Below are 19740 nucleotides of genomic sequence, written 5' to 3' on the forward strand. Positions count from 1 at the left end.
TTGCGCAATTCAGGACTTTTGCAGGAAACTGCATGCTTCCTCCCCTCGTTGAGGAAGCATGCAGTTTTGGGATATGGACCGTAAGATTGGCTATGCTAGGGTAAGCACTGTTGGGCAAACCCTTGATTTACAAATAAATTCTCTCAAAGCCGCGGGATGCGAGCGGATTTTCAAAGAGAAGGCAAGTGGCGCGGATGCTCAGCGTGTTGAACTCCGCAGGATGCTAAAAAGCCTGAAAGGTGGGGATACCGTAGTGGTAACCCGCATAGACAGGTTGGCACGCAGTACATTTGACCTTTTTGGTATTGTTAAAGAAATTACTGAAAAAAAAGCCCAGTTTTACTCTCTGGCTGAGCCGTGGGCCGATACGGGAACCAGTACAGGCCGCCTTATGCTTGCCGTTCTTGGTGGCTTGGCGGATGTGGAGCGTGATTTAATCCGTAATCGCACGGCGGGAGGGCGTGCACGCGCTATAGAGCAGGGGAGGCATATGGGGCGCCCCCGCCAGATTACAGAGGCGCAAAGGCGCGAGATCGTCATCCGGCGCAAGGAGGGAGAAAGGCTCAAATCTATTGCCGATGCATTTGGGATTAGTGATAGCACGGTGTCCCGTATCGCCAGTGGCAAGGATAGTTACGTTCCCAGAAAACTTGCTGACATGGTCTGACGCGGTGCGCGCGGGAAGTGGGCGCCTGTGTAGGAAAATCCTTATGTCATATGGTATTGTTTGGTAAAAATAGTTCCATAAGGTTGTTAGAAAACGGTATTGATGGCGACCTGCGGAGCAATTTTTACGCTGGTGTTATGCCCGGCGTAATAAACGGATGCCCCCGCAATAACACCCCAGCGGGCGTTCCAGTTATATTCCAGGGCAGGGGCCACCTGCCAGTCTCCGGAGGAAGATCCCGTCCGGTCCATATACTGCCCGGTTCGGGTGTGCCCCCACACGCGGGAGCCGTTGGCCCAGTCCCGCGCCACGTCAACGGCCAGCACCCACTGGCGGTTGACGCCATATTCAAGTGAAAAGCCGGTCTGCCCGCTCATGCCGGGGCGGCCCTTGCCGCGAAATCCCACCATGGTGCCGTAGGATGTTGTATCCCGTAGGGCGGCGGCATTCAGGGCGCGCCGGAACCAGTTCCAGACCCGCAGGCGCAAGGCATGATGGCCCGGCAACTGATAGGTGGACTGGCTGAGCAGGGCTGTGCGGAACACGTAGGAGCCTGCACCCACGCCATCCTGCCCATGGCCCAGGCGGCTGTAATCTCCGGTAGGGAATACCACCCCGGCAAACAGATTGAGGCCGGGAATATAGCGTTTGGGGTCAGGATTCAGGAAGCGCCAGATCAGATCAACGGGGAAGTCGCCAAACTTGGGGCCGGAGGAATGTCCCGCGTTTCTTTTCCATCCGTAGCTGATGACAGTATGCGCCTGAATGCTCAGATAATCGGTAATCCCGTACTTCCACATGGTTGAGTTACTGAACAGTTGCTGGCGTGGATGTTGGGGGTGACTGATGCCGTGCGCATCATAATACCCAATGGGCTGACTGTAGGTATAATAGGGCTCAATCCCGGCATCTCCGGCGTGATCTTTCGCGTTGGCGGGGGAGACGAGGGAGCCGGTATACCATTGCTGCTGGGCCTGCGCCGGATGGGTGTACGCAAGAAAAGCGATAGTCACGCCATAATAAAAAAGAGACTTTGTTTGCGCTTTTTGTAGGATACCCATCATGGTCTGGTTCAAAAATCCGGTAGTTCAGAAAGACAAAATCAAAACAGTACAGTCTCTCAACAAAACGATACGGTTTTGCATCGTAATTGTCGAAAAGAGTTCGGCTTTTTACAGACAGAATCGAAAATATTGCAATCGGATACAGGAACAAAATTTCAGATTTTGACCTCAACGGCCATTTTCTTTATACCGTCGCTCTTTGTTCCACTGGCTCATTGACCATAGGATATAAAGGGGAAGCGCATGGGCTCAGCCGCTCAGCCAGCCAACACCCGTAAACGCACTTACGCCATTCTGGTGGCACTGGTGCTTGGGGTTGTTTCAGGGTTGGCCGTTCACTCGTTCCTGCCGGCTTATGTTCATGATGCTGAACAGATCGCGTCTTTGCTGACAGGCCTGTTCCTGCGGCTGATCCGTATGGTCATTGCGCCGCTGGTGTTTGCAACGCTTGTCAGTGGTATTGGCAAGCTGGGGGATGATACGCTGGTGCTGCGCGTGGGTGGGCGCGTGCTGCTGTGGTTTATCTGCATGTCCTTCCTCTCGCTTATCATCGGGCTGGTGGCGGCCAACGTGCTGCGGCCCGGTGCTGGCTTTTCCGCGCCGCTTCCATCCGATATTTCCAGCCTGAAGCACCCGTTCCAGCCCATTGATTTCATTCTGCACATTGTGCCCACCAGCATTCTGGATTCCATGGCCCGGAATGACATCCTGCAGATTGTGGTGTTTTCCGTGCTGTTTGGCCTGTCTCTCCCCGCTGCGGGCAAGGCCGGTAAAACCATGCTGGCGTGGTCTGAAGAACTGTCTCACATCATGCTGCGCATGACGGACATGGTCATGGTGCTGGCCCCGCTTGCGGTGTTTGGCTCCATCATGGGCAGTCTGGCCCATAGCGGCATAGATATGCTGATACAGTTTGGCCGGTTTCTGCTGGAATTCTACAGCACCATCATGGCGCAATGGGTGGTGCTGACGGGCCTTGCGTTCTGTGTGCTTGGTCCGCGTCTCAAACCGTTGATCAAAAATCTGGTGCAGCCGGTTCTGTTGGGCTTTTCAACCGCCAGCAGTGAATCCGCCTATCCGCTCCTGCTTGAAAAGCTGGAGGAATCTGGCGTGCCTGCCCGGATTGCAGGCTTTGTGCTGCCGTTGGGGTACAGCTTCAATCTTGATGGCTCCATCATGTTCCAGTCCTTCGGGGCCATTTTTATCGCGCAGGCTTATGGCATCCATCTGCCATGGAGCCAGCAGATCCTGATGGTGCTGGTCATGATGCTCAGCAGCAAGGGCATTGCCGGGGTGCCTCGTGCCTCACTGGTTACGCTGGTGGCTGTTCTGCCGCAGTTCGGCCTGCCTGAAAGCGGCATTGCGCTTATTCTGGGCATTGATCATTTTCTAGATATGGCCCGCACCGCCACCAACGTTCTGGGCAACGGTTACGCTGCAGCTGTCTCCGCTAAGTGGGAGGGTGTTCTCTCCGATGGCCCTGCCGAGGATACGGTATAAAACAGCATAGGGCTTCTTGAAGGTAGAGCAGGGCGCGGCAGGTTCACAGGTGGTCTTTTTTACATCTGAACGTGCTGCGTCTTTGCCCCGCCGGGAGAAAGCGTTTCTACGCCTTCTCCGCTCCCCCATACCGGCGATAACGGAACGCAGGCGGCACGGCGGGCCGCTCCGAAATGGCTTTTTCAATCAGCCCATGGCCGGGAGCCCGATGGCAGACAGGGTCTGTTGCTCCGGCATCACCAGCCAGCGCCAGCGCCTGACAGCGGCATCCGCCCCAATCATCTTCCTTGAAGGCACAACTGCGGCAGGGGTCTGGCATCCAGTCCGTGCCACGATACAGGATGAACAATGGTGAATCCTGCCAGATGGCGGCAAGCCCTTCCTCCCGCACGGTGGGAAAGGTAAGGCCCGGAATGCTCTCGGCCGCATGGCATGGCAGAACCTTGCCGGTGGGCGAGATATTGATGAACCGCTGCCCCCATCCGCCCATGCAGGGCTTGGGCTGATCGGCATAGTAGTCGGGCGTTACAAAATCGATCGCAATGCGTGTGCCAAAATGCGCGCGGGCGGCGGCCACGGCGCGTTCTGTTTCTTCAAGCTGCGCGCGGGAGGGCAGCAGCGCATCACGGTTCAGCAACCCCCAGCCGTAATATTGGGTGTGCGCAATTTCCACCCGGCGCGCGCCAAGTCGGTCCGCCATGTCAAGCATGGCGGGCACCCGCTCGGCGTTCTGGCGGTGAATAACAAAGTTCAGCGTCAGGGGCAGGCCGTCTTCCACAATCAGACGGGCCGCTTCCAGCTTTTTGGCCTGTGCTCCCGCCATGCCGCCAATACGCTCGGCCTGCTGCGCATCTGCGTCCTGAAAGGAAAGCTGCACATGGTCCAGCCCGGCATCAGCCAACGCTTTCAGGCTGGTGGCGTTTATCAGCACGCCAGACGTAATCAGGTTGGTGTAAAGCCCCAGCCCAACCGCATGTGCCACCAACTCCGGCAGATCAGGCCGAGCCATGGGCTCCCCGCCGGAGAAATGCACCTGCAATACGCCCATGGCGGCGGCTTCTTCCAGCACGTGCTTCCATTCTGCCGTTTCAAGTTCCCCCGCACGCACATCCAGCTTCAGCGGGTTGGAACAATAGGGGCATTGCAGCGGGCAGCGGTGCGTCAGTTCCGCCAGCAGACTCATGGGGGGCGGGGCAGTGGTCATGCCGTCTGCAATACCTGTTTGTCCGTCAGTTCCTGCACCATGCGCAGCACATCCTGCGCAATGGTCTCACGCGGGGCGGCAAATTTCTGGCACAACTGGTTGATAATGGCCCCCACGGTGCGCTTGCCATTCACCAGTTGCAGAATTTCCGCTGCAATCGGGTCAGCAAAAAAAGCCCGTTCCGGCGCCTGAATAAACCATTGTTCCCGCACACGGTCATATTGCAGCCGCGTGCCACGGCGGAAACGCAGCACTATCTGCTCCGTCATTCCCTCCGTGGCAGGCAGCCCCTCGGTCCCGGCGCTGCCGTTCGCGGGGCTTGCCGTTGCGGCCTCTTGCTGTGCCGCTTCAGTGCCAGTGCCAGTGCCAGTGCCAGTGCCAGTGCCAGTGCCAGTGCCAGTGCCGTTTTCTACAGGTGCGGCCTTTTGTTCCGGGGCGGCCGTGGCCGGTACGGCGGCGTGGGGCGGTTCAGGGGACGCGGCGGAGGCCGCTCCTGCTCCTGCTCCAGTTTCTGGTGCGTGCGCGGTGTGTGCTGTCATGCATCCTCCTGCGGGCGGAACGCACCCGGCGGAATGTTGCCGGGAGAGACATAGGCATAATCAAGCTCATCCAGCATGGACCATAGCACGCCGCACTTGAATTTAAGCGCGTTCAATACCGCCTGCTGCTGCTCAACCGTGCGGGCATGTTCTTTCACATAAGCCAGTGCAAAGGCGGAGTCCTGCGGGGCCTGCGTCAGGCGCGGCGTGAAGTAGGCCAGCGTTTCTTCCGTCACAAAATCATAGTTGCGCAACATGCCGGATACACGTTCGCTAATGATGGTGGGGGAGAACAGTTCCGTCAGGGAGGAGGCAATGGCTTCCAGAATGGAGCGCTCGCGCACAAAATGCACATAGGCTTCCACCGCAAAGCGGGTGCCGGGCAGCAACCCATCGAGCGATTCCACATAGGCACGGTCCAGCCCCAGCCCATCCGTCAGCTTCAGCCAGCGGGCCACGCCGCCGGTGCCGGGTTCCGTGCCATCATGGTCAATCAGCCGCCGCCGCCATTCGCGCCGCAGTTCTGCCGTGGGCAGGCGGGCCAGCAGGGTGGCATCCTTGGCGGGAATGCTGGCCTGATAATAATAGCGGTTCAGCGCCCACGCCTGTACCTGCCCCTTGGTCAGCTTTCCATCATGCAGCGCCCGGTGAAAGGGGTGCAGGTTGTGGTAGCGTTCCGCACCAATGGCACGCAGGGCGGCTTCCAGTTCAGCGGGGGAAAGCTGGCGGTTGGTCATAATGTTACCCTCATGCCGTCAAAGGCGACGTCCCATCCCGCCTGTTCCACCTCTTTGCGTTCTGGTGAGTCAGACAGAAGAATGGGGTTGGAATTGTTGATATGGATCAGAATCTTGCGGCCAATATGCAGGGGGCGGAAAGCGGCCATGGTGCCATCAGGCTCATCCGCAACGGACATATGGCCCATGCGCTTGCCGGTTTTAACCCCAAGCCCGGCGCGCACCATCTCATCATCCGTCCAGAGGGTGCCGTCAAAGAACACCGCATCAGCGCCGTCCATGCGGGTGCGCAGGGCATCTGTCATCACCGCGCAACCGGGAATGAACAGGGCGCGGTGCGTGCCGTCAGACAGTTCCAGCCCAATGGTCTCGCCATCCGTCTTCACTTCCGCCGGGTTGGCGCCCTGTTCCGCATACAGGGGCACTTTGCCGGGCACGGCAAACGGCGTGATGGTAAAGCCAGCGGGTTTCAGGGCCAGAGGCTGATCCAGCACCATGGCGTGGCGGGGCACCAATGTGCGGTCCAGCGCTTCAAAAATGGGGTTGGCGTCAAGCTGTGCCAGCACCGGGGCGGCGGCATACAGGTCAAACGCCTGTTTTTCCCGCAGGGTCAGAAGCCCGGTTATGGTGTCAATTTCACCGCTGGTCAGCACCACACCGGCAATGGGGGTGGAGCGTAACCCCGTTTTGGGGTGCAGGGCAGGGGTCTGGTTGATCTGGGCCCGGAGGTCGGGTGAGGCATTGAGCACGTACCATTGAGCGCCATCCCCGCTTACCGCGATGGAGGCCTGGGTACGGGCCGGGGCTGTAGGGTCATCTGCGCGGGCGCGGTTGCAACCCGGTGCGTTTGAATTCCATTGCGGGAAGCCCCCGCCAGCGGCAGCGCCAAGAACGATGATATCAAGCATGGGCTGCTTTTAGAGAAAAAAGACCGCCAGCGCGAGTAAGGAACCCGCATTGCTGGCGGTGGAGAGACTTATTTCTTCTGGCCGCAAACGTAGCTGTTGATTTCAGCGCCCAGAGGAATTTCGGTGATTTTCGGTGCGGTCCAGGCCATGATGGCTCTCCCTGTCTGCGTCATGGATAGAGTTTAATGCAGCCCCCGCACGGACAGGCCGCCCAGCAGGCTGCATACAGGCGGAGTGTGAGGAAAAACGGGCACAGTGCAACCTTTTTCCGCCCGGAATCTGGCTTTCAACCGAGTCTTCACGGAACTGTGACCATCACCGCCGCCTTGCCGGAACGGCTGGGGGCAGGCTCCTTTTTGCCATACAGGATTTGCCACGGCTGCCTCTGGCTTTTAAACCCATGCCCACTACAGCAGAACGTAGCTGTCTCTCCCCATGGTGCAGACCATACAGAACATTAGGCAGAAAGAAGGCTCCATGCAGGATATGGTGCGCCGTGCCGGACGCGAGGGTGGATGAATAATCGGGTCAGAGCGCTTTTTGCTCGGGTTTTCCGCAATACGGGGTACCTGCTCACCGGCAAGGGCGCCACGGCGGCACTTGCGCTGGGCAGTACGGCGCTGGCCGTGCGCGCCCTTGGGCTGGAAGAATACGGCATTCTGCTGCTGATCAATTCCTTCACCAGCTCCTGCTCCGTGGGGACGCGGTTTCAGTCCTGGCAGCCGCTGCTGCAATACGGCAACGCCCTGTTCAAACGGGCGGATAAAACCGCGTTCCAAACCCTCATGCGCCATTGCGCCGTGCTGGATGGAATGGGGGCGCTCATCGCCCTGACTGTCGCGCTGTTATGCAGCCTCTGGCTGGGGCATGCTTTTGGCTGGCCGGAATCCTATGGCCGCATGCCGCTGTGGTATCTGACAGTCGTGCTGTTTATGAACACCGGCTCCGCGCTGGGTGTCATGCGGCTGACCAATAGGTACGAGCTTTCCGTGCTGGCGGATGCGCTCAGCGGCATCGTCCGTTTTCTGGGCTGTATTGCCGGGTTCGTTCTGCACTGGACCCTCCAGGATTTTCTGGCCCTGTGGTACTCGTCCTTTGTTGCGGCCTTTGCGCTGGATGGAGTCATTGCCCTCTGGGTGCTGGGCCATACAGATGGGCTCAAGGGGTTCCGTCTGCTGGGCGTTCCGTGGCTTAGTCCCATCACAGGGCTGTGGCGCTTTACATTCTCCGTGAGTATTGATCAGGCGCTCTCCCGCCTGTCCACACGGCTTACGGTGCTGGTGGTGGGCATTGTGCTGGGGCCGCAAAGCGCTGCCATTTATAATGTCACCTGGCAGATATCGGACGGCATGGCCCGCCCCGCGCAAATGATGACCCCCGCTTTGTATCCAGAACTCGTCGCCCTGCGGGATAAACGGGATTGGGCGTCCATCCGGCAGGTCACCAACCGTATTTTGCAAGCGCTGGGGGCGTTCTCTCTGGTGGTCATCCTGGCGGCAGCCTTTGTGGGGCCGTGGCTGTTGCATGTGCTGCTTACGGTGCCGTGGTCCGGCACCCGCACCCTGCTGCTGCTTATGACCACCACCGCCATTCTTGATCTGTGGGATGTTCCGCTGGAGCCCATTCTGGTCTCCCTCAACCGCGCGCACCAGCTTCTGCTGGGCCGGGTGGCCACCATGTGCGTCTCCCTCCCGTTTCTGTACTGGCTGGCTTCCGTTTGGGGCATGACCGGGGCGGGCCTTGCCACGTTATTGAGTGAACTTGGTATTTTCCTCACGCGTCTTGGTCCGTATCTTGTCATGAACCGCCACAAAAACTTCCAAAATGCTCAGGAAGATGCCGCTCCGTCCTCCCCAACCCGCGAGGCAGAAGAGTGACCTTTTTCAATCCTGAAGCCCCAGTCTGGATTCTTGATACTGGCCGTCTGGGAGAGATGGCGCAGTGCCGCGTTCTGGCCCAAACGCTGGGCATGCCCTTTACCTTTCTGCCATTGGAGGAGGGGTTTACCCTGCCGCCCGTTGTGCCAGACCTCTCGGCGCTGCGGCTTATTCTTTCTTTTGGCAATACGGCAAAAGCGGCGCTGGCCCTGCGCGCGCGTTGCATGGCCTCTCTTCAGGCAGGCGGCACCGGCCTGCGCCCCTTTATTGTGCATCTGGGCCGCCCCAGCCACATTCCAGCGGATGCGTTTGATCTGATTATTGTCCTGCCACAGGATGATTATCCTCTGGCCCCCAACATGCTGCGTCTGGCTCTGCCGTTAAACGGGGCCGCTCTCTCGCGCCTCTGTTTTCCTGATCCCGGCGCACGGCGGGGCGGCACGGTGGTGCTGTATGGCGCCACCAGCAAACATTTCTCGCAAACTCTGGCTTCCACCCGCAATCTTATTCTGTTCACGCAGCGTCTGGCTGCTGCCAACGGAGAGCGTGCGCAGGTGCTGACCGGCCCCCGCACCACAGCGGAGGAAGCCGGCTGGCTGAAAACCCTCACAACGGGAACAGATGTGGCGCTGACTCTGTTCAGCCCCCACACGTGCCGTTTTCAGGATCTGCTGGCCAGCGGCAACCGCTTTGTGGTGACAGCGGATAGCGCCTCCATGGTGGCGGATGCCTGCCGCACCGGTGCGCCTGTGTGGCTCTTTCCGCTCCCTGCGCGGCATACGGCCTCCACCCGTTTGCAGGAGGCCATAGATGCCGCCGGCCTGCGCCCCATACGGCACAGCTTGGTCAGACAGGGCAGGCTTGGCAGTGGTGCTGATTTCACGCGCTGGCACACCTGGCTGCAACGGATGGGCTACGTGCGGCTGGCCCAGCCGGGCCTTTCTACTCAGGATCTGACATGGCACCCCGCAGCAGGCCGTGCCGACCGGGATCTGACCCTGTGCCGGGACCGTATTCTCGCCTTGCCCGGCTTTGCCCGACAGATGCAGGCTGCCATCTGATTGCCCGATATGCAGGAGGGCCGCTGAGCAAACCACACAATGAGCAGCCTTTTCATCATGCCTCGCGGCCCGGTAGCCCTTGTGTCGCCTTCCGGAATGGCCACCCGAATGATACCTTCTGCCGGCGGCCTCTTTCGCGGCTATTTGCGTCCTGCTCAAATGGGTCTTTGCAAGTTCGTTCACCTCACGCTTTGCTCTGGTCCCCAGCGTTGCCAGCGCGCCTCAGCCCATGATCAAGCAGGCATGTTCCGATGGCACAACCCCACAGGGTTTGGCACTGCGTCCCCACCAAATAGCCCATTCCTTCATGGCCAACGCTCCACGGCCATTTGCTGACCCCAGCACCGCTCGCGTTTAAAAACAGGAGAGCCTTGTCTTGACCATCGCCATGCCAGATCAGCCGGTCGATCAGCCCACGCAGCGCCAGACCTGCGCTGTAACCGTTACGTATGGCAGCCGTCTGGCGTTGGTTCAGCAGGTGGTGCAGGGCGCACTGGCCTGCGGGGCTGGGCATGTTGTGGTGGTGGATAACGGCACCGCATCTTCTGTTGCCGCCGGGTTGGCGGCCTTGCCTGCGCGGTTGGGTGCAGACCGTGTCAGCGTGGTGCGTTTGCCAGAAAACAGGGGCTCTGCAGGAGGCTTTCGCGCCGGGGTGGAGGCCGCAGCGGCCCGCCCGGAAACCGGGCACATCTGGCTGTTGGATGATGACAATCTGCCTGCGCCAGATGCGCTGGCTGTTCTGGCAAAAATCTGGCGGCTGATGGGCGCACGGCCAGAGGTGGCGCTTGTCAGCTACCGTCCAGACAAACGCACCTACCAGAAGCTGATTACGCGCGATAAACCCAACAGCCTTCTGCCCAACAGCTTCTTCGGTTTTTCCGTGCAAAGCCCGTGGCAAAAGCAGAAAGTGGTCCACTGGCGGCAGGATGGGCTGGCCTGCTGGTCCATGGATATGGCGGGCTATGGCGGCCTGTGGTTCCACAAGGATGCGTTGCAGAAAACCGGCCTGCCAGACGCCCGTTTCTACCTTTATTTTGATGATTATGCGTTCACCCTGCGCCTGACAGAAGGCGGCGGCAAAATCTGGCTCTGCCAGCAAAGCACGCTGACAGATCTTGAACCCTCATGGACGGACGGCAAAGCCATTCTGCACCCATGGCTGCAACCGGAAAACGGCCCTATCAGGCCCTATTTTTCCATCAGAAACCGCATCATTCTTGAAAAACGCGCCGTGCGCAGCCATGCTCTTTACAGGCTGAACCGCGCGCTCTTTTTGCTGATTAAAGTGTTCTGCGCCACCCCGCGCAGCGTGGGGTATCACCTGCGCCATCCTTTGCGCATGCTCCGCCGCTGGCACCTGATCCGCAAGGCCATTCGGGATGGAGAAGCAGAACGGTTTGATAACACTCTTGTCCATTCTGTCAGAGCCGAGACATCATTGTAATTCCTACGGTTTTCTATTACCCAAAAAACACAGAGCCAGCGGACGCCTGTTTCCCGCGCTCACGCCCGGAAGGTGATTCTCCCCTGCCCGAAGAGGTCAAGCGTCCTCAAGGGCGGGTGCCCAAGCGGATGATCAGGGCGTTCTCACGGCGTTGAATGGCATCCGGCTGCGGCCAGACGGGCAGGGTCCGGGCAATGGCTTCCAGCCGGGGCCGTGCAGGGGCATCGGGGGGATGCAGGTTGGCCAGTCCGCTTATGGTCATGAAGGCCGTAATCCGGTCCGTATTTCCCTCATCCCATGCCAGAAAGGATTGGCCAAAGGCATCATAATGGTCGTGCTGCCAGAAATTATGTCTGCGGTAGGGACCATAAAAATAAACCGGCGTCCTGTTTTCATCAAAGTCTGGATATTTTCTGTAAATATCAGCAATAATGCGCGTGGAGACAGATGTGTCCGCCTGCCACTGAATATAATCAGCAAAGGCCAGTCGACTGGCAATGTGGCTGCCCAGAAGCGTGAACAGCGCCACCACCAACCCCGCGCTTACCCTGCGCAGGGGCTGGGTGCTGTTCTTCAGCAGGTTTTGCAGCCCCAGCGCCCAAAGGCCGCCAAAACACGCCCCCTGAATGATAAAGGTGCGGCCTGCCTGCCCCTGTGCCAGAGCGAGCGGCAGAATGTAGGGAAAACAGAGTAATAGTAGCGCCAGTATCAGGATCATCCCACCGCGCAGCAGGCCAGCGCGGATGGCCCGCATGGCCAGAAATGCCAGCGGAAGCAGACTGGTATCATACAGCATTTCCCCATAATAATTATGGCCTTTTGCAGCCTCTGCCGGCACATGCAGCACATAATGCAGCGCCGTGCGGAAGGGCAGATGCAGCCAGCCAACCTGCGCGACAAAATACGCTCCGGCGCTGGGCACGCCCGTCAGGCGTAACACCAGATGCGCGGCTTCATAATACACCCCAAGCGCCAGACCGGATAACAGGGCAGTCAGGCCAATCAGCATACAGGCTGGCCTGATCTCCCGCCCGTTCAGCAGCATGGTAAGGGCGTAAAACAGGCTCATGCAGGCAGGAAAGACAATAATGGGCTGGTAAATACCTGCGGCCAATACCATCAGCCCAACGGAGGACGCTGCCAGCAGACACGCTTGGAGTGCGCTGCGTGCGCGGGCTATGGCGGGAAGGGGAATAAACGCGCCAATAGACAGCAGATAGCCCAGCGGAATGATGGCTTCCTGCAAATGGAATTCCATCTGGTAACAGAATTGTGGAAACACCACGCACAGCGTTGCGCACACGTTACGCGCCAGTTGATCCCTGAACAGGGTGCAGGCAAATGTCACGGCGGAACAGCAAAGCATCCCCACCGCCAGCAGTGCCGTGAAATAACCGTTGAAGGGGCCGGGCAGAATAAAAGCCCGTATGAACGCCATGATAAAGCGGCCCAGCGCAATATCGTGGTCCACAAAGCCGTAAACGGCATAGACTTCATCATCAATATGCATGCCGGGCACAAAGACAAACCCGCCATACACGCACAGCCCCAGCACCACCGTGAGCAAAAGCGGGATGCGTGCCTGCACCAGTGCCATCCAGCCGTTTTGTGCCCAGGCGTCCAGACGGGAGAGGCGGTGTGCTGTCATGCCGTGATGCTCTGCTTCCATGCTGCGTCCTGATACCGCGTGGCCCGAGTGACACAGGAAAGGCAGCGTCGGTGTGTCACACTGGGGCGGCGTGGGAAATGATGAGGAAAAAGCAGTGGTTAATGGGAAACCGTAGCCGGTTGCGCGGCTAATGTGCCCGGAATGGTCACAGGGTTGGCAGCCCCTGCATTCTGGACGGCGGCCTGATTAGCCCCCCCTGCTGCCGCGTTGCCCAGGCTTGTGCCCGTGCTCACCGTGCCCGAAGCACCAGTGTTGCTGCCCGCTACGGTAGCTTGCGGCACCCCTCCGGTAACGGCTGTGCCGGTGTTTACACCCGTTGCCTGCGCGGCGGCTCCCTGCGCATTCATCATGGTGGAGGCGTGCAGGATGGTCTGCCCTTTGATCTGCGGTTGCCTGAAGCCGGAAACCGGACCTAACGGACTGTTGGAGACTTTCTGCATATCCGGCATGGGGCGGCGTACACAGCCGCGCGTAATGACGGAACACACGCCATCCGCGCCAAGAATTTCATCATTGTCGCCACTGTAATGCAGGTCCACCACCTCGCCATTGGCAACGCGGATATCGGCAATGCAGGTCTTGCCAGCACCCCCCAAGGTGGTTTCTACAATATTCACCATGGATTGCAGCGGGATAAAGGTGGAATCATTGGTGGCGGGAATATTCAGTGTGCGTGAATATTCATAAACTTCCGTGCCGTCTTCCAGCTTTTTTACCTTGTCCGGCACACCTATGCACCCCTGCACATCACTGCTGCTCATACCAATAAGGGAAAGCTGGGCGCGGTGGGCAGTGCGGGAATCAAAATACCCGCATCCTGTCAGGGTGAGTGCAGGCAACAATATCCCTGCAACCACGGCCTTCCGTGCGGCAACAGAGGCAGGCATGCCAGAAAGCAGCACAGAAGGAATGGGGCTCAGGGCACGGCGAAGGCGGAACGTCATGGGGGGCAGAAATGTCCGGCTGAAGAAAATATGCCCTTTACTGTAGCATCTTGCGCCAGGAAAGGAATGTTACGCAGCGTTGCATTTCCTCCTCTTTCTCATGCCAGATCTTTTCTATGGCAGAAGTGGGTTCTTATTCCGGCTCATGCTGGCGCTCGGCATGGCCCAGATCAGCATAGAGAACGGCCAGAAGAGGCAGCGGCCATACAAAGGGCAGGGGGGCGTGCAGCCGCAAGGCGCAGGTTGCCGCCATGGCTCCTATAAAGAACGCCACCCATGCCATGCCCGGCAACAGAATTGCACCACGCGCCGGGCGGTGGGCAGTGCTGCCGGGCCACAGGCTGGCCAGCCATCCCGCCACGGCGGAGGCGCATTTCAACAGATTGCTGGTGACCACAATGGTCTGGATGGCTGTGCCGGAAAAACGGGAAATCGTCTCACCCTGCACGGCCATGAAGGCGGGCAGAAACAGCAGTTCACACACACGCTGGGCGGGGTGGCCCTGTACAGCCTGTGTCAGCACCAGCAGCCCCGCCATAATCAGAAAGCCGCGTGCAGGCACCCCCAGCCGTCGTACAAGACCCGCCAGAACAGCACTGCTAAAAAACACGGCCACAATGGCAGCCACTTTCAGCCCGTGCCCCCAGTCTCCGCTGGCCAGTGCGGCCCCCATGTCCGTGGTGTTGCCGGTCATGGCGCCGACAAACACGCCGCCCAGTTCCACAAACCCCAGCGCATTGCCGTAACCCGCAATCATGCCCAGCAGCGCAATGCGTTGGGCAGAGCGGGAAACAGGGGCAAAGGACTGGGCCGGTATCTGGGCCATGGCGGGTCTTTCTTATTTATCTGTTGCGCGTCAGGGACGGCTCAACCGTGCGGGCGGCTGAGGGTGGAGAGCAGAATACCGGGCAGAAGCCGCTGGTTATCATATGGTGGGGGCGCACGTTCCAGCACCAGATAGGCGTCACCCGCTGGCAAAGGGCCGGTGCAATAGGGGGTAGCCCTCCCGGCATGCACGGCCCATTGGGCTACGGCCGTTCCATCCCGCAACAGCGTGACAGGTTGGGGCGGAGCAGAAGACCGCCCGCTTGCGTGCATTGTCAGACACAGGGGGGCAGAGGGGCCTGTCAGCCGCACCATGATGCCAGCCTGTTGTGCGCCGCTCCATGCACCATCCGGCCCCACACTGGCCCACCCCCGCCACAGCATGGCTGGCGCGGTCTGAGGTGTGACCGCAATGGCAGTATTCTGCGCGTGATCATACAAAAGTTCTGGTGCGCGCTGCCTGTTTTCAGCAAGAGGTTCAGGGGGAAACAGGGCTTTGTGCCATATCATGACAGGCGTATTGTCCCACATCACTGTTTCATCCGGGGGGCCAAAACTGCGGCGGGCCAGATCCATGCAGCTCTCCCTGTTAGCGCAGAGCTCCTGATCAGGCAGGGCAATAAAAAACTCTCTCATGGCAGCAGGGGGCTGTGTCCCACGGCTGTTCTGGGTATGGTCTTCCGGCCGGTACCAGGCATCAAAAACCTGTTCATCACGGGGTTGGATCAGGTTTCCCCCTTTCAGCGCCACTGGCCGAATGGTCACGGCTCCTGCGCTCAGCAGACGGCTGGCATTGGCCTGCGTGGCCCAGTAAGCGCCATATCCCTGCGTAAGCCCGTTGGTTTGCAAAAAGGCAAAAAGCCCTTTGAACCGCGCCATACTCTCATCTTGTGCTGACCGCATGTCTGCTGCGGGAAACAGGCCCGCCAGCACAAACCCGGCCCCCGCGCAGGCCAATGTGGCGCGCAGCGCCATCGCCCACCCGTTGTCGGTGCTCAGGCGCGCGACATCTTGGGGAGAGGGGGTGGCCTCCTCCGGTACAGGGTTGCTCAGGCCTTCTGCGTTGTTTCTGTTTTTATCACGGGTTTTGCGCACGCAGGCTGCGTCAGGCAGGGCAAGTGCCAGCAGAAGAGGCACCAGAAACGCAAACTGCCCCAGTAGCCGCGTGGTGTTCAAATCCGTTGCCAACGCGGAGAGGCAAAATGCGGAAAACGTACCCCCCAGCGAAAGAATGCAGAACAGCGCCAGAAAAACCCGCGTGTGTGGAACCATTTTTTGGAAGGAAGAGCGGGTAAGGCAAATGCTCGCCAGCACGCCCAGACCACACAACCCTGCAAGATCACCCCACCGAGCCCATGGCTGCGACAGGGCAGAGGTGCCCGGAACCATATGCAGTAAAATCGCCAGACCAGAAAAGCCGAGTGCGGCATGATGAGGAATGTCCGCCAGCGGTCCTTTGGTAAACTGCGTGCCCGGAATGCCCGGAAACAGTCCAAACCCATGTGCTCCCGCCAGCCATACGGGCAGAGTGCTGGCAATAAGCCACAGTGCGGTTTTCCTGTGTTGCGGGGCGGAGGGCAAAAGGCTCAGCCCTACCCCTGCGAGTGTGAGAGGGAGAACAAACGCGGCCCGTGCCCATGGGTCAGAGATCGCGGCCACCAGCAGCAGCAGTGTTGTCAACGCCAGCAGCCAGCGGGAGGCCCCCTTGAGCACCAGCATGCACGGTACAAGGGCTGCCAGCCCCCAGAAGCATGTCATGCCATGGCTGGCCGGATGCGCCAGAAACCCCACAGGCCCCAACGCCAAAGGGTTGAGAAACAGCAGCACGCCAAACAGCCCCAGCCCCATTCGCCATGCGGCAGGCCGGGGGGCGGAGGCCAGCATTACAAGCACCCCGCACAGGGCGCAGGTTGCCACAAACCCCAGCCACCCACACAGGGCAGGTAGCCATGGTTGCTGCCCCAACAGGGCATAAAACGGAAATTGCGGCACAATGACAGAAAGGAGCCAGTTATCCTGTGTGCCGTGCCACGCGTTCAGTGCTGTCAGACCATGGGTCAACAGGGCTTCCGCCACTACGGCAGGCGTGGCGCGGTCGGCATCCGGCGGCACAAAGGCCGCGACCTGAAAACTGCGGCAAAGCCCCGCCGTAATCAGCCCCACAAGCAGACAGACCACCAGACCTGAGAACCGTTTTTTTCCAACATGCCCCGTGCCGGAACGCTGTCCTGCCGTTTTCAAAAGCAATGCCCCCGCCTGCCAGACTACCCCTTCCGTCTGTGCCAACCCCCTGTTCCGGCGTCAACCAAAGGCCACGCGGGGCAGGCGCGCATCAGTAAGGCAAGAAGATACCCCTCAATATGGTCAAGACATCTCAAGCCGCCTCCTCCGGCTTGCACACCAGAAGCGGCGGCTTTCCACAAAATGGCTGAAACTCCGCCAGTGGTAAGGGGAAGCTTTGGCTCCGTGCGGTTCAAACTATGCGGGCGGCCCTTACAGGGATGTTGAAAGAACGGTGGTCTTTGTACGCTGCCGGAAGGGTTTGAACAGCAGGATCGGTACCAGCATCATCAGAAACTGGCTGGCAATTCCGGGCAGACTGAACATCACGCCATTTTCGCCACCCGTAACCAAAGGAGAGCCCGAGGTTGAAAGATAGACAATCTGCATGGGGCTATGCGTCAAGTCATGCCCGGGCATACCGAGGATAATGCCAGCAAGGTCCGCCGTGGCGTGTGCCCCGATGCCAAGCCACAGCGAGCCTGACAGACGCCGCAGCCCGCACAGCAACATACCGGAGAGGAAAATCAGGACGATCTCAACAATGTTTTCGCCCTGATTGTGTAAGTGGCAAAGCGCGAACACTAAAGAGGTTGTTATGGCGGCTCCCCACCACCCCATGCCACATTCCAGCTTTTGCAGGGGGTAGCCCCGGAACCACAATTCCTCTGTCATGGCAACAAGCAGCAGCCAGCAGGCTGAAACCAGCGTGATCAGCAAGGTTGTCGTCGCAGGCCAGACCAGCCCGGTTATATGGAAACCGCCAAAAGCATATTCAAAACCGCCCAGTAACAGCATACCTACCGCGGAAAGGGCGCAACCGTATAAAAAACGCAGGCTCCCCGTTTTGTTTAAGGGCAGGCCACAGAACGCGGCATTTTTCCGATCACAAACCGCAAAAATGATCGTTACCGTAAGCACGGCCAAAAACATCAGGATTTCCGTAAACACGAAATCCATAAGCTCAATGAGTGCCTGAGACCCACCAGATAAAGACGTGTGGAAAATGTGCGCCAGAACGTGGGGGTTATGAAGGGATAACACCACCGGAATTGTGAGGAGAAAAAACAGTGCGGCAGGCCAAATATATTTCATTGTCCTGCGCATTCTCAAAACCCTCATCTATTCATGCATGCTCCGCCATGTTCTGAACAAAGGGCGCACCAAGACACACTCAATTATAACTGTATCGGAACGGTATAGCCGCTGCTTGGCCACCGTCAATCCCAACAGGATTATCCGTTATAATACCGCCCTGCACCTGCAAGAAAAAGCACGATCCGTCTTGATGGACAGGGAATGCGCCCCATGACAGGCGTGGTAGATAATATTGCGTCCATGTCACGCAGGCAGAGCCGATAAGATAAACGTCGTAGCCTGATTATCCTTGTGCATTCTGAAAGCCTGTATGGTGTCGCAGCACAGAAACATAGCGCACTTTCTGGAGAGATGAGAGCATAAAAGCCTCCCCCTTGGGATGGAAGATCATGTGATGCCGCCTGTACCGCGTATGCCCCCAAAACCCAGCCATCTTCCCTCTGCTCTTGCTGGCGGCGCGTATCTGCCCCACTCTGGCGCACCTTGGATCACGCGTTTCATTTTGCGTTAGGAGCATGTTCATGTCGGCATTTCGTCCGGTTTTCAAAGCAGTGGCCACTCTGGCTCTTTCTGGCTGCGCCGCGGTGGTGGCTCTTGCCCCCCTGGCTCCACAGCAGGCCCATGCCGCCAAAATCCTGAAAGTGCCAGCCGTCCCCCGGTCCATGACAGCTACCACAGCAGCCCCAGGCGTGCTGGATTATGATGGCATTCCCACGGTGGAACATGCTTCTCCGGCCAACGTGGCGGGGTTGATGGCCTATTGCTACAGCCACAAGCTGGTCACAGACACAACCGTGCGCTCACTGGGCCGTAAGCTGGCTGCGCGGGAAGGGGTGGCCACCAACCCGGCCTATGCATGGGGCGGCACCGGGCAGTTGGAACTGGGCGGCAAGATCATGTTTGATGTCACAACCCTCAACCGGGACCAGCGCGCCGCCGTGTGCAGCCGCTCCGCGCTGCGCGGCCCGGATTTGCTGAAAAGCCGCTAACCCCATACCCTGAGACCGCCCTGAAGGAAAACCCGGCGGGGCGGCGCAGGCCATGCGGTTGCTGTGTGTCACGGCACGTTTTTCTCTCCTTTGCTTTCTGCCAGAAGGCCCCCTTTCATGAGCGCACCCACCCATCGCCTGACCCCGGATGATCTGCTGCCCGCCGTGCAGGGCGTGCTTGAGAGCGAGACAGATCTCATTGCCAATCTGGCCAATATCTCGGCCTTGGTGTTTGAAGCCCTGCCAGACCTCAACTGGGCCGGGTTCTATCTGCTGCGGCAGGGCGAACTGGTGCTGGGGCCGTTTCAGGGCCGGGTGGCCTGCACTCGCATTCCATTGGGCAAAGGCGTATGCGGCACCGTAGCGCAGAACCGGACCACGCTGGTGGTGCCGGATGTTCACCTCTTTCCCGGCCATATTGCGTGTGATGCGGCATCGGCTTCGGAAATTGTGGTGCCTCTGCTGGTGCATGGTCAGCTTGTGGGCGTGCTTGATCTGGATAGCCCCCGGCCCAACCGTTTCTCCCCCGCAGATCAGATTTTGCTGGAGCAGATTGTGGCGCATCTGGCAGCCACTCTTGCCGCCAGCCAAGGCGTGGAAAACGGAAGCCTCTAACAGCCTCGGCAACGTCCCTGCACGTCCGGCGTTCTGGCGCATGATCCCGTTCGCCTCCGTGGGGCGTGTGGTCTGCCGCGTTGGCTTCTGTTTCTGCCTTACCTCTACGGGTTTTTTAGAAACGGCAGCCCACAATACAGCCCTTGCTCTGACGGAAAAGGCGGATGGGCTGACATTTTTTGTTCTGGAGACTTGCATGGTTCCGCGCGTTCTTTCTTTTACGGCTCTTCTGCTTCTGGGGCTGCCTTTGGCAGGGTGCCACAGCGGGTCCTATGATGGGCGACGCGGAAATCTCACAGAAGGGTTGTACATCGGGTTA

Annotated in this window: 19 protein-coding genes; 8 read left to right on the top strand and 11 right to left on the bottom strand. The window is 59.1% G+C overall.

What is annotated here, in order from left to right; translation table 11 throughout:
* Positions 1-58 precede the first annotated feature (58 nt).
* On the top strand, positions 59-667 hold the full coding sequence (locus tag AD944_RS03925) for a recombinase family protein (RefSeq protein ID WP_045542177.1): 609 nt from the start codon (positions 59-61) through the stop codon (positions 665-667).
* Between the two features lie 86 nt (positions 668-753).
* Here AD944_RS03925 and AD944_RS03930 read toward each other — a convergent pair whose 3' ends face one another.
* Positions 754-1731: a hypothetical protein gene (locus tag AD944_RS03930; protein ID WP_236709190.1), complete on the bottom strand. Its 978-nt coding sequence runs from the start codon at positions 1729-1731 to the stop codon at positions 754-756.
* Between the two features lie 243 nt (positions 1732-1974).
* On the opposite strand from AD944_RS03930, the gene AD944_RS03935 reads away from it, so the two are divergent.
* Positions 1975-3231: a dicarboxylate/amino acid:cation symporter gene (locus tag AD944_RS03935; protein ID WP_006560026.1), complete on the top strand. Its 1257-nt coding sequence runs from the start codon at positions 1975-1977 to the stop codon at positions 3229-3231.
* A 106-nt stretch (positions 3232-3337) separates the two neighbouring features.
* On the opposite strand, the gene pqqE is transcribed toward AD944_RS03935, so the two are convergent.
* From pqqE to pqqA, 5 genes are all read right to left on the bottom strand, one after another.
* Positions 3338-4435 (bottom strand): pyrroloquinoline quinone biosynthesis protein PqqE, encoded by a 1098-nt coding sequence (pqqE, locus tag AD944_RS03940; RefSeq protein ID WP_045542178.1) that lies wholly within the window; start codon positions 4433-4435, stop codon positions 3338-3340.
* Positions 4432-4704, bottom strand: a complete 273-nt coding sequence (gene pqqD, locus AD944_RS03945; RefSeq protein ID WP_045542195.1) for a pyrroloquinoline quinone biosynthesis peptide chaperone PqqD — start codon at positions 4702-4704, stop codon at positions 4432-4434. The genes pqqE and pqqD overlap by 4 nt, the downstream gene beginning before the upstream one ends.
* 266 nt (positions 4705-4970) lie before the next feature.
* Positions 4971-5711 carry a pyrroloquinoline-quinone synthase PqqC gene (pqqC, locus tag AD944_RS03950; protein ID WP_045542179.1) on the bottom strand — a complete coding sequence of 247 codons (741 nt, stop codon included), beginning with the start codon at positions 5709-5711 and terminating at the stop codon, positions 4971-4973.
* Positions 5708-6619, bottom strand: coding sequence for a pyrroloquinoline quinone biosynthesis protein PqqB (gene pqqB / locus AD944_RS03955; protein WP_045542180.1), 912 nt, complete (start codon positions 6617-6619; stop codon positions 5708-5710). Before pqqB ends, pqqC begins: the two co-directional genes overlap by 4 nt.
* A gap of 68 nt (positions 6620-6687) precedes the next feature.
* Positions 6688-6768 (bottom strand): pyrroloquinoline quinone precursor peptide PqqA, encoded by an 81-nt coding sequence (gene pqqA, locus AD944_RS03960; RefSeq protein ID WP_035378309.1) that lies wholly within the window; start codon positions 6766-6768, stop codon positions 6688-6690.
* A gap of 366 nt (positions 6769-7134) precedes the next feature.
* On the opposite strand from pqqA, the gene AD944_RS03965 reads away from it, so the two are divergent.
* From AD944_RS03965 to AD944_RS03975, 3 genes are all read left to right on the top strand, one after another.
* The gene (locus tag AD944_RS03965) at positions 7135-8496 is read left to right on the top strand and encodes a lipopolysaccharide biosynthesis protein (RefSeq protein WP_045542181.1); all 1362 of its coding nucleotides are present in this window, start codon (positions 7135-7137) and stop codon (positions 8494-8496) included.
* Entirely contained in the window at positions 8493-9557 is a 1065-nt protein-coding gene (locus AD944_RS03970; RefSeq protein WP_045542182.1) for an ELM1/GtrOC1 family putative glycosyltransferase, read from the top strand. The genes AD944_RS03965 and AD944_RS03970 overlap by 4 nt, the downstream gene beginning before the upstream one ends.
* A gap of 376 nt (positions 9558-9933) precedes the next feature.
* Positions 9934-11001 carry a glycosyltransferase gene (locus tag AD944_RS03975; RefSeq protein WP_045542183.1) on the top strand — a complete coding sequence of 356 codons (1068 nt, stop codon included), beginning with the start codon at positions 9934-9936 and terminating at the stop codon, positions 10999-11001.
* A 106-nt stretch (positions 11002-11107) separates the two neighbouring features.
* On the opposite strand, the gene AD944_RS03980 is transcribed toward AD944_RS03975, so the two are convergent.
* The 5 genes from AD944_RS03980 to AD944_RS04000 all read right to left on the bottom strand — a co-directional run bounded on the left by AD944_RS03980 (position 11108) and on the right by AD944_RS04000 (position 17679).
* Entirely contained in the window at positions 11108-12670 is a 1563-nt protein-coding gene (locus AD944_RS03980) for a glucosyltransferase domain-containing protein (protein WP_045542184.1), read from the bottom strand.
* Between the two features lie 98 nt (positions 12671-12768).
* Positions 12769-13614, bottom strand: coding sequence for a hypothetical protein (locus AD944_RS03985; RefSeq protein WP_052427153.1), 846 nt, complete (start codon positions 13612-13614; stop codon positions 12769-12771).
* Between the two features lie 133 nt (positions 13615-13747).
* Complete coding sequence (locus tag AD944_RS03990) at positions 13748-14440, bottom strand: YoaK family protein (protein WP_082741199.1); 693 nt, start codon at positions 14438-14440, stop codon at positions 13748-13750.
* A 41-nt stretch (positions 14441-14481) separates the two neighbouring features.
* A complete protein-coding gene (locus AD944_RS03995; protein WP_045542185.1) occupies positions 14482-16725 on the bottom strand; it encodes a hypothetical protein in 2244 nt (747 codons plus the stop codon).
* 207 nt (positions 16726-16932) lie between these two features.
* Complete coding sequence (locus tag AD944_RS04000) at positions 16933-17679, bottom strand: CPBP family intramembrane glutamic endopeptidase (RefSeq protein ID WP_169796358.1); 747 nt, start codon at positions 17677-17679, stop codon at positions 16933-16935.
* 659 nt (positions 17680-18338) lie between these two features.
* Here AD944_RS04000 and AD944_RS04005 point away from each other — a divergent pair.
* The 3 genes from AD944_RS04005 to AD944_RS17230 form a co-directional block, all read left to right on the top strand.
* Entirely contained in the window at positions 18339-18806 is a 468-nt protein-coding gene (locus AD944_RS04005; protein WP_045542187.1) for a hypothetical protein, read from the top strand.
* Between the two features lie 117 nt (positions 18807-18923).
* Positions 18924-19421: a GAF domain-containing protein gene (locus AD944_RS04010; protein ID WP_045542188.1), complete on the top strand. Its 498-nt coding sequence runs from the start codon at positions 18924-18926 to the stop codon at positions 19419-19421.
* A 40-nt stretch (positions 19422-19461) separates the two neighbouring features.
* Positions 19462-19740 (top strand): hypothetical protein (locus AD944_RS17230; RefSeq protein ID WP_211263326.1); only part of this gene is annotated, 279 nt, incomplete at its 3' end.

Source organism: Acetobacter tropicalis, from assembly GCF_001580915.1.
Classification (GTDB): Bacteria; Pseudomonadota; Alphaproteobacteria; order Acetobacterales; family Acetobacteraceae; genus Acetobacter; species Acetobacter tropicalis.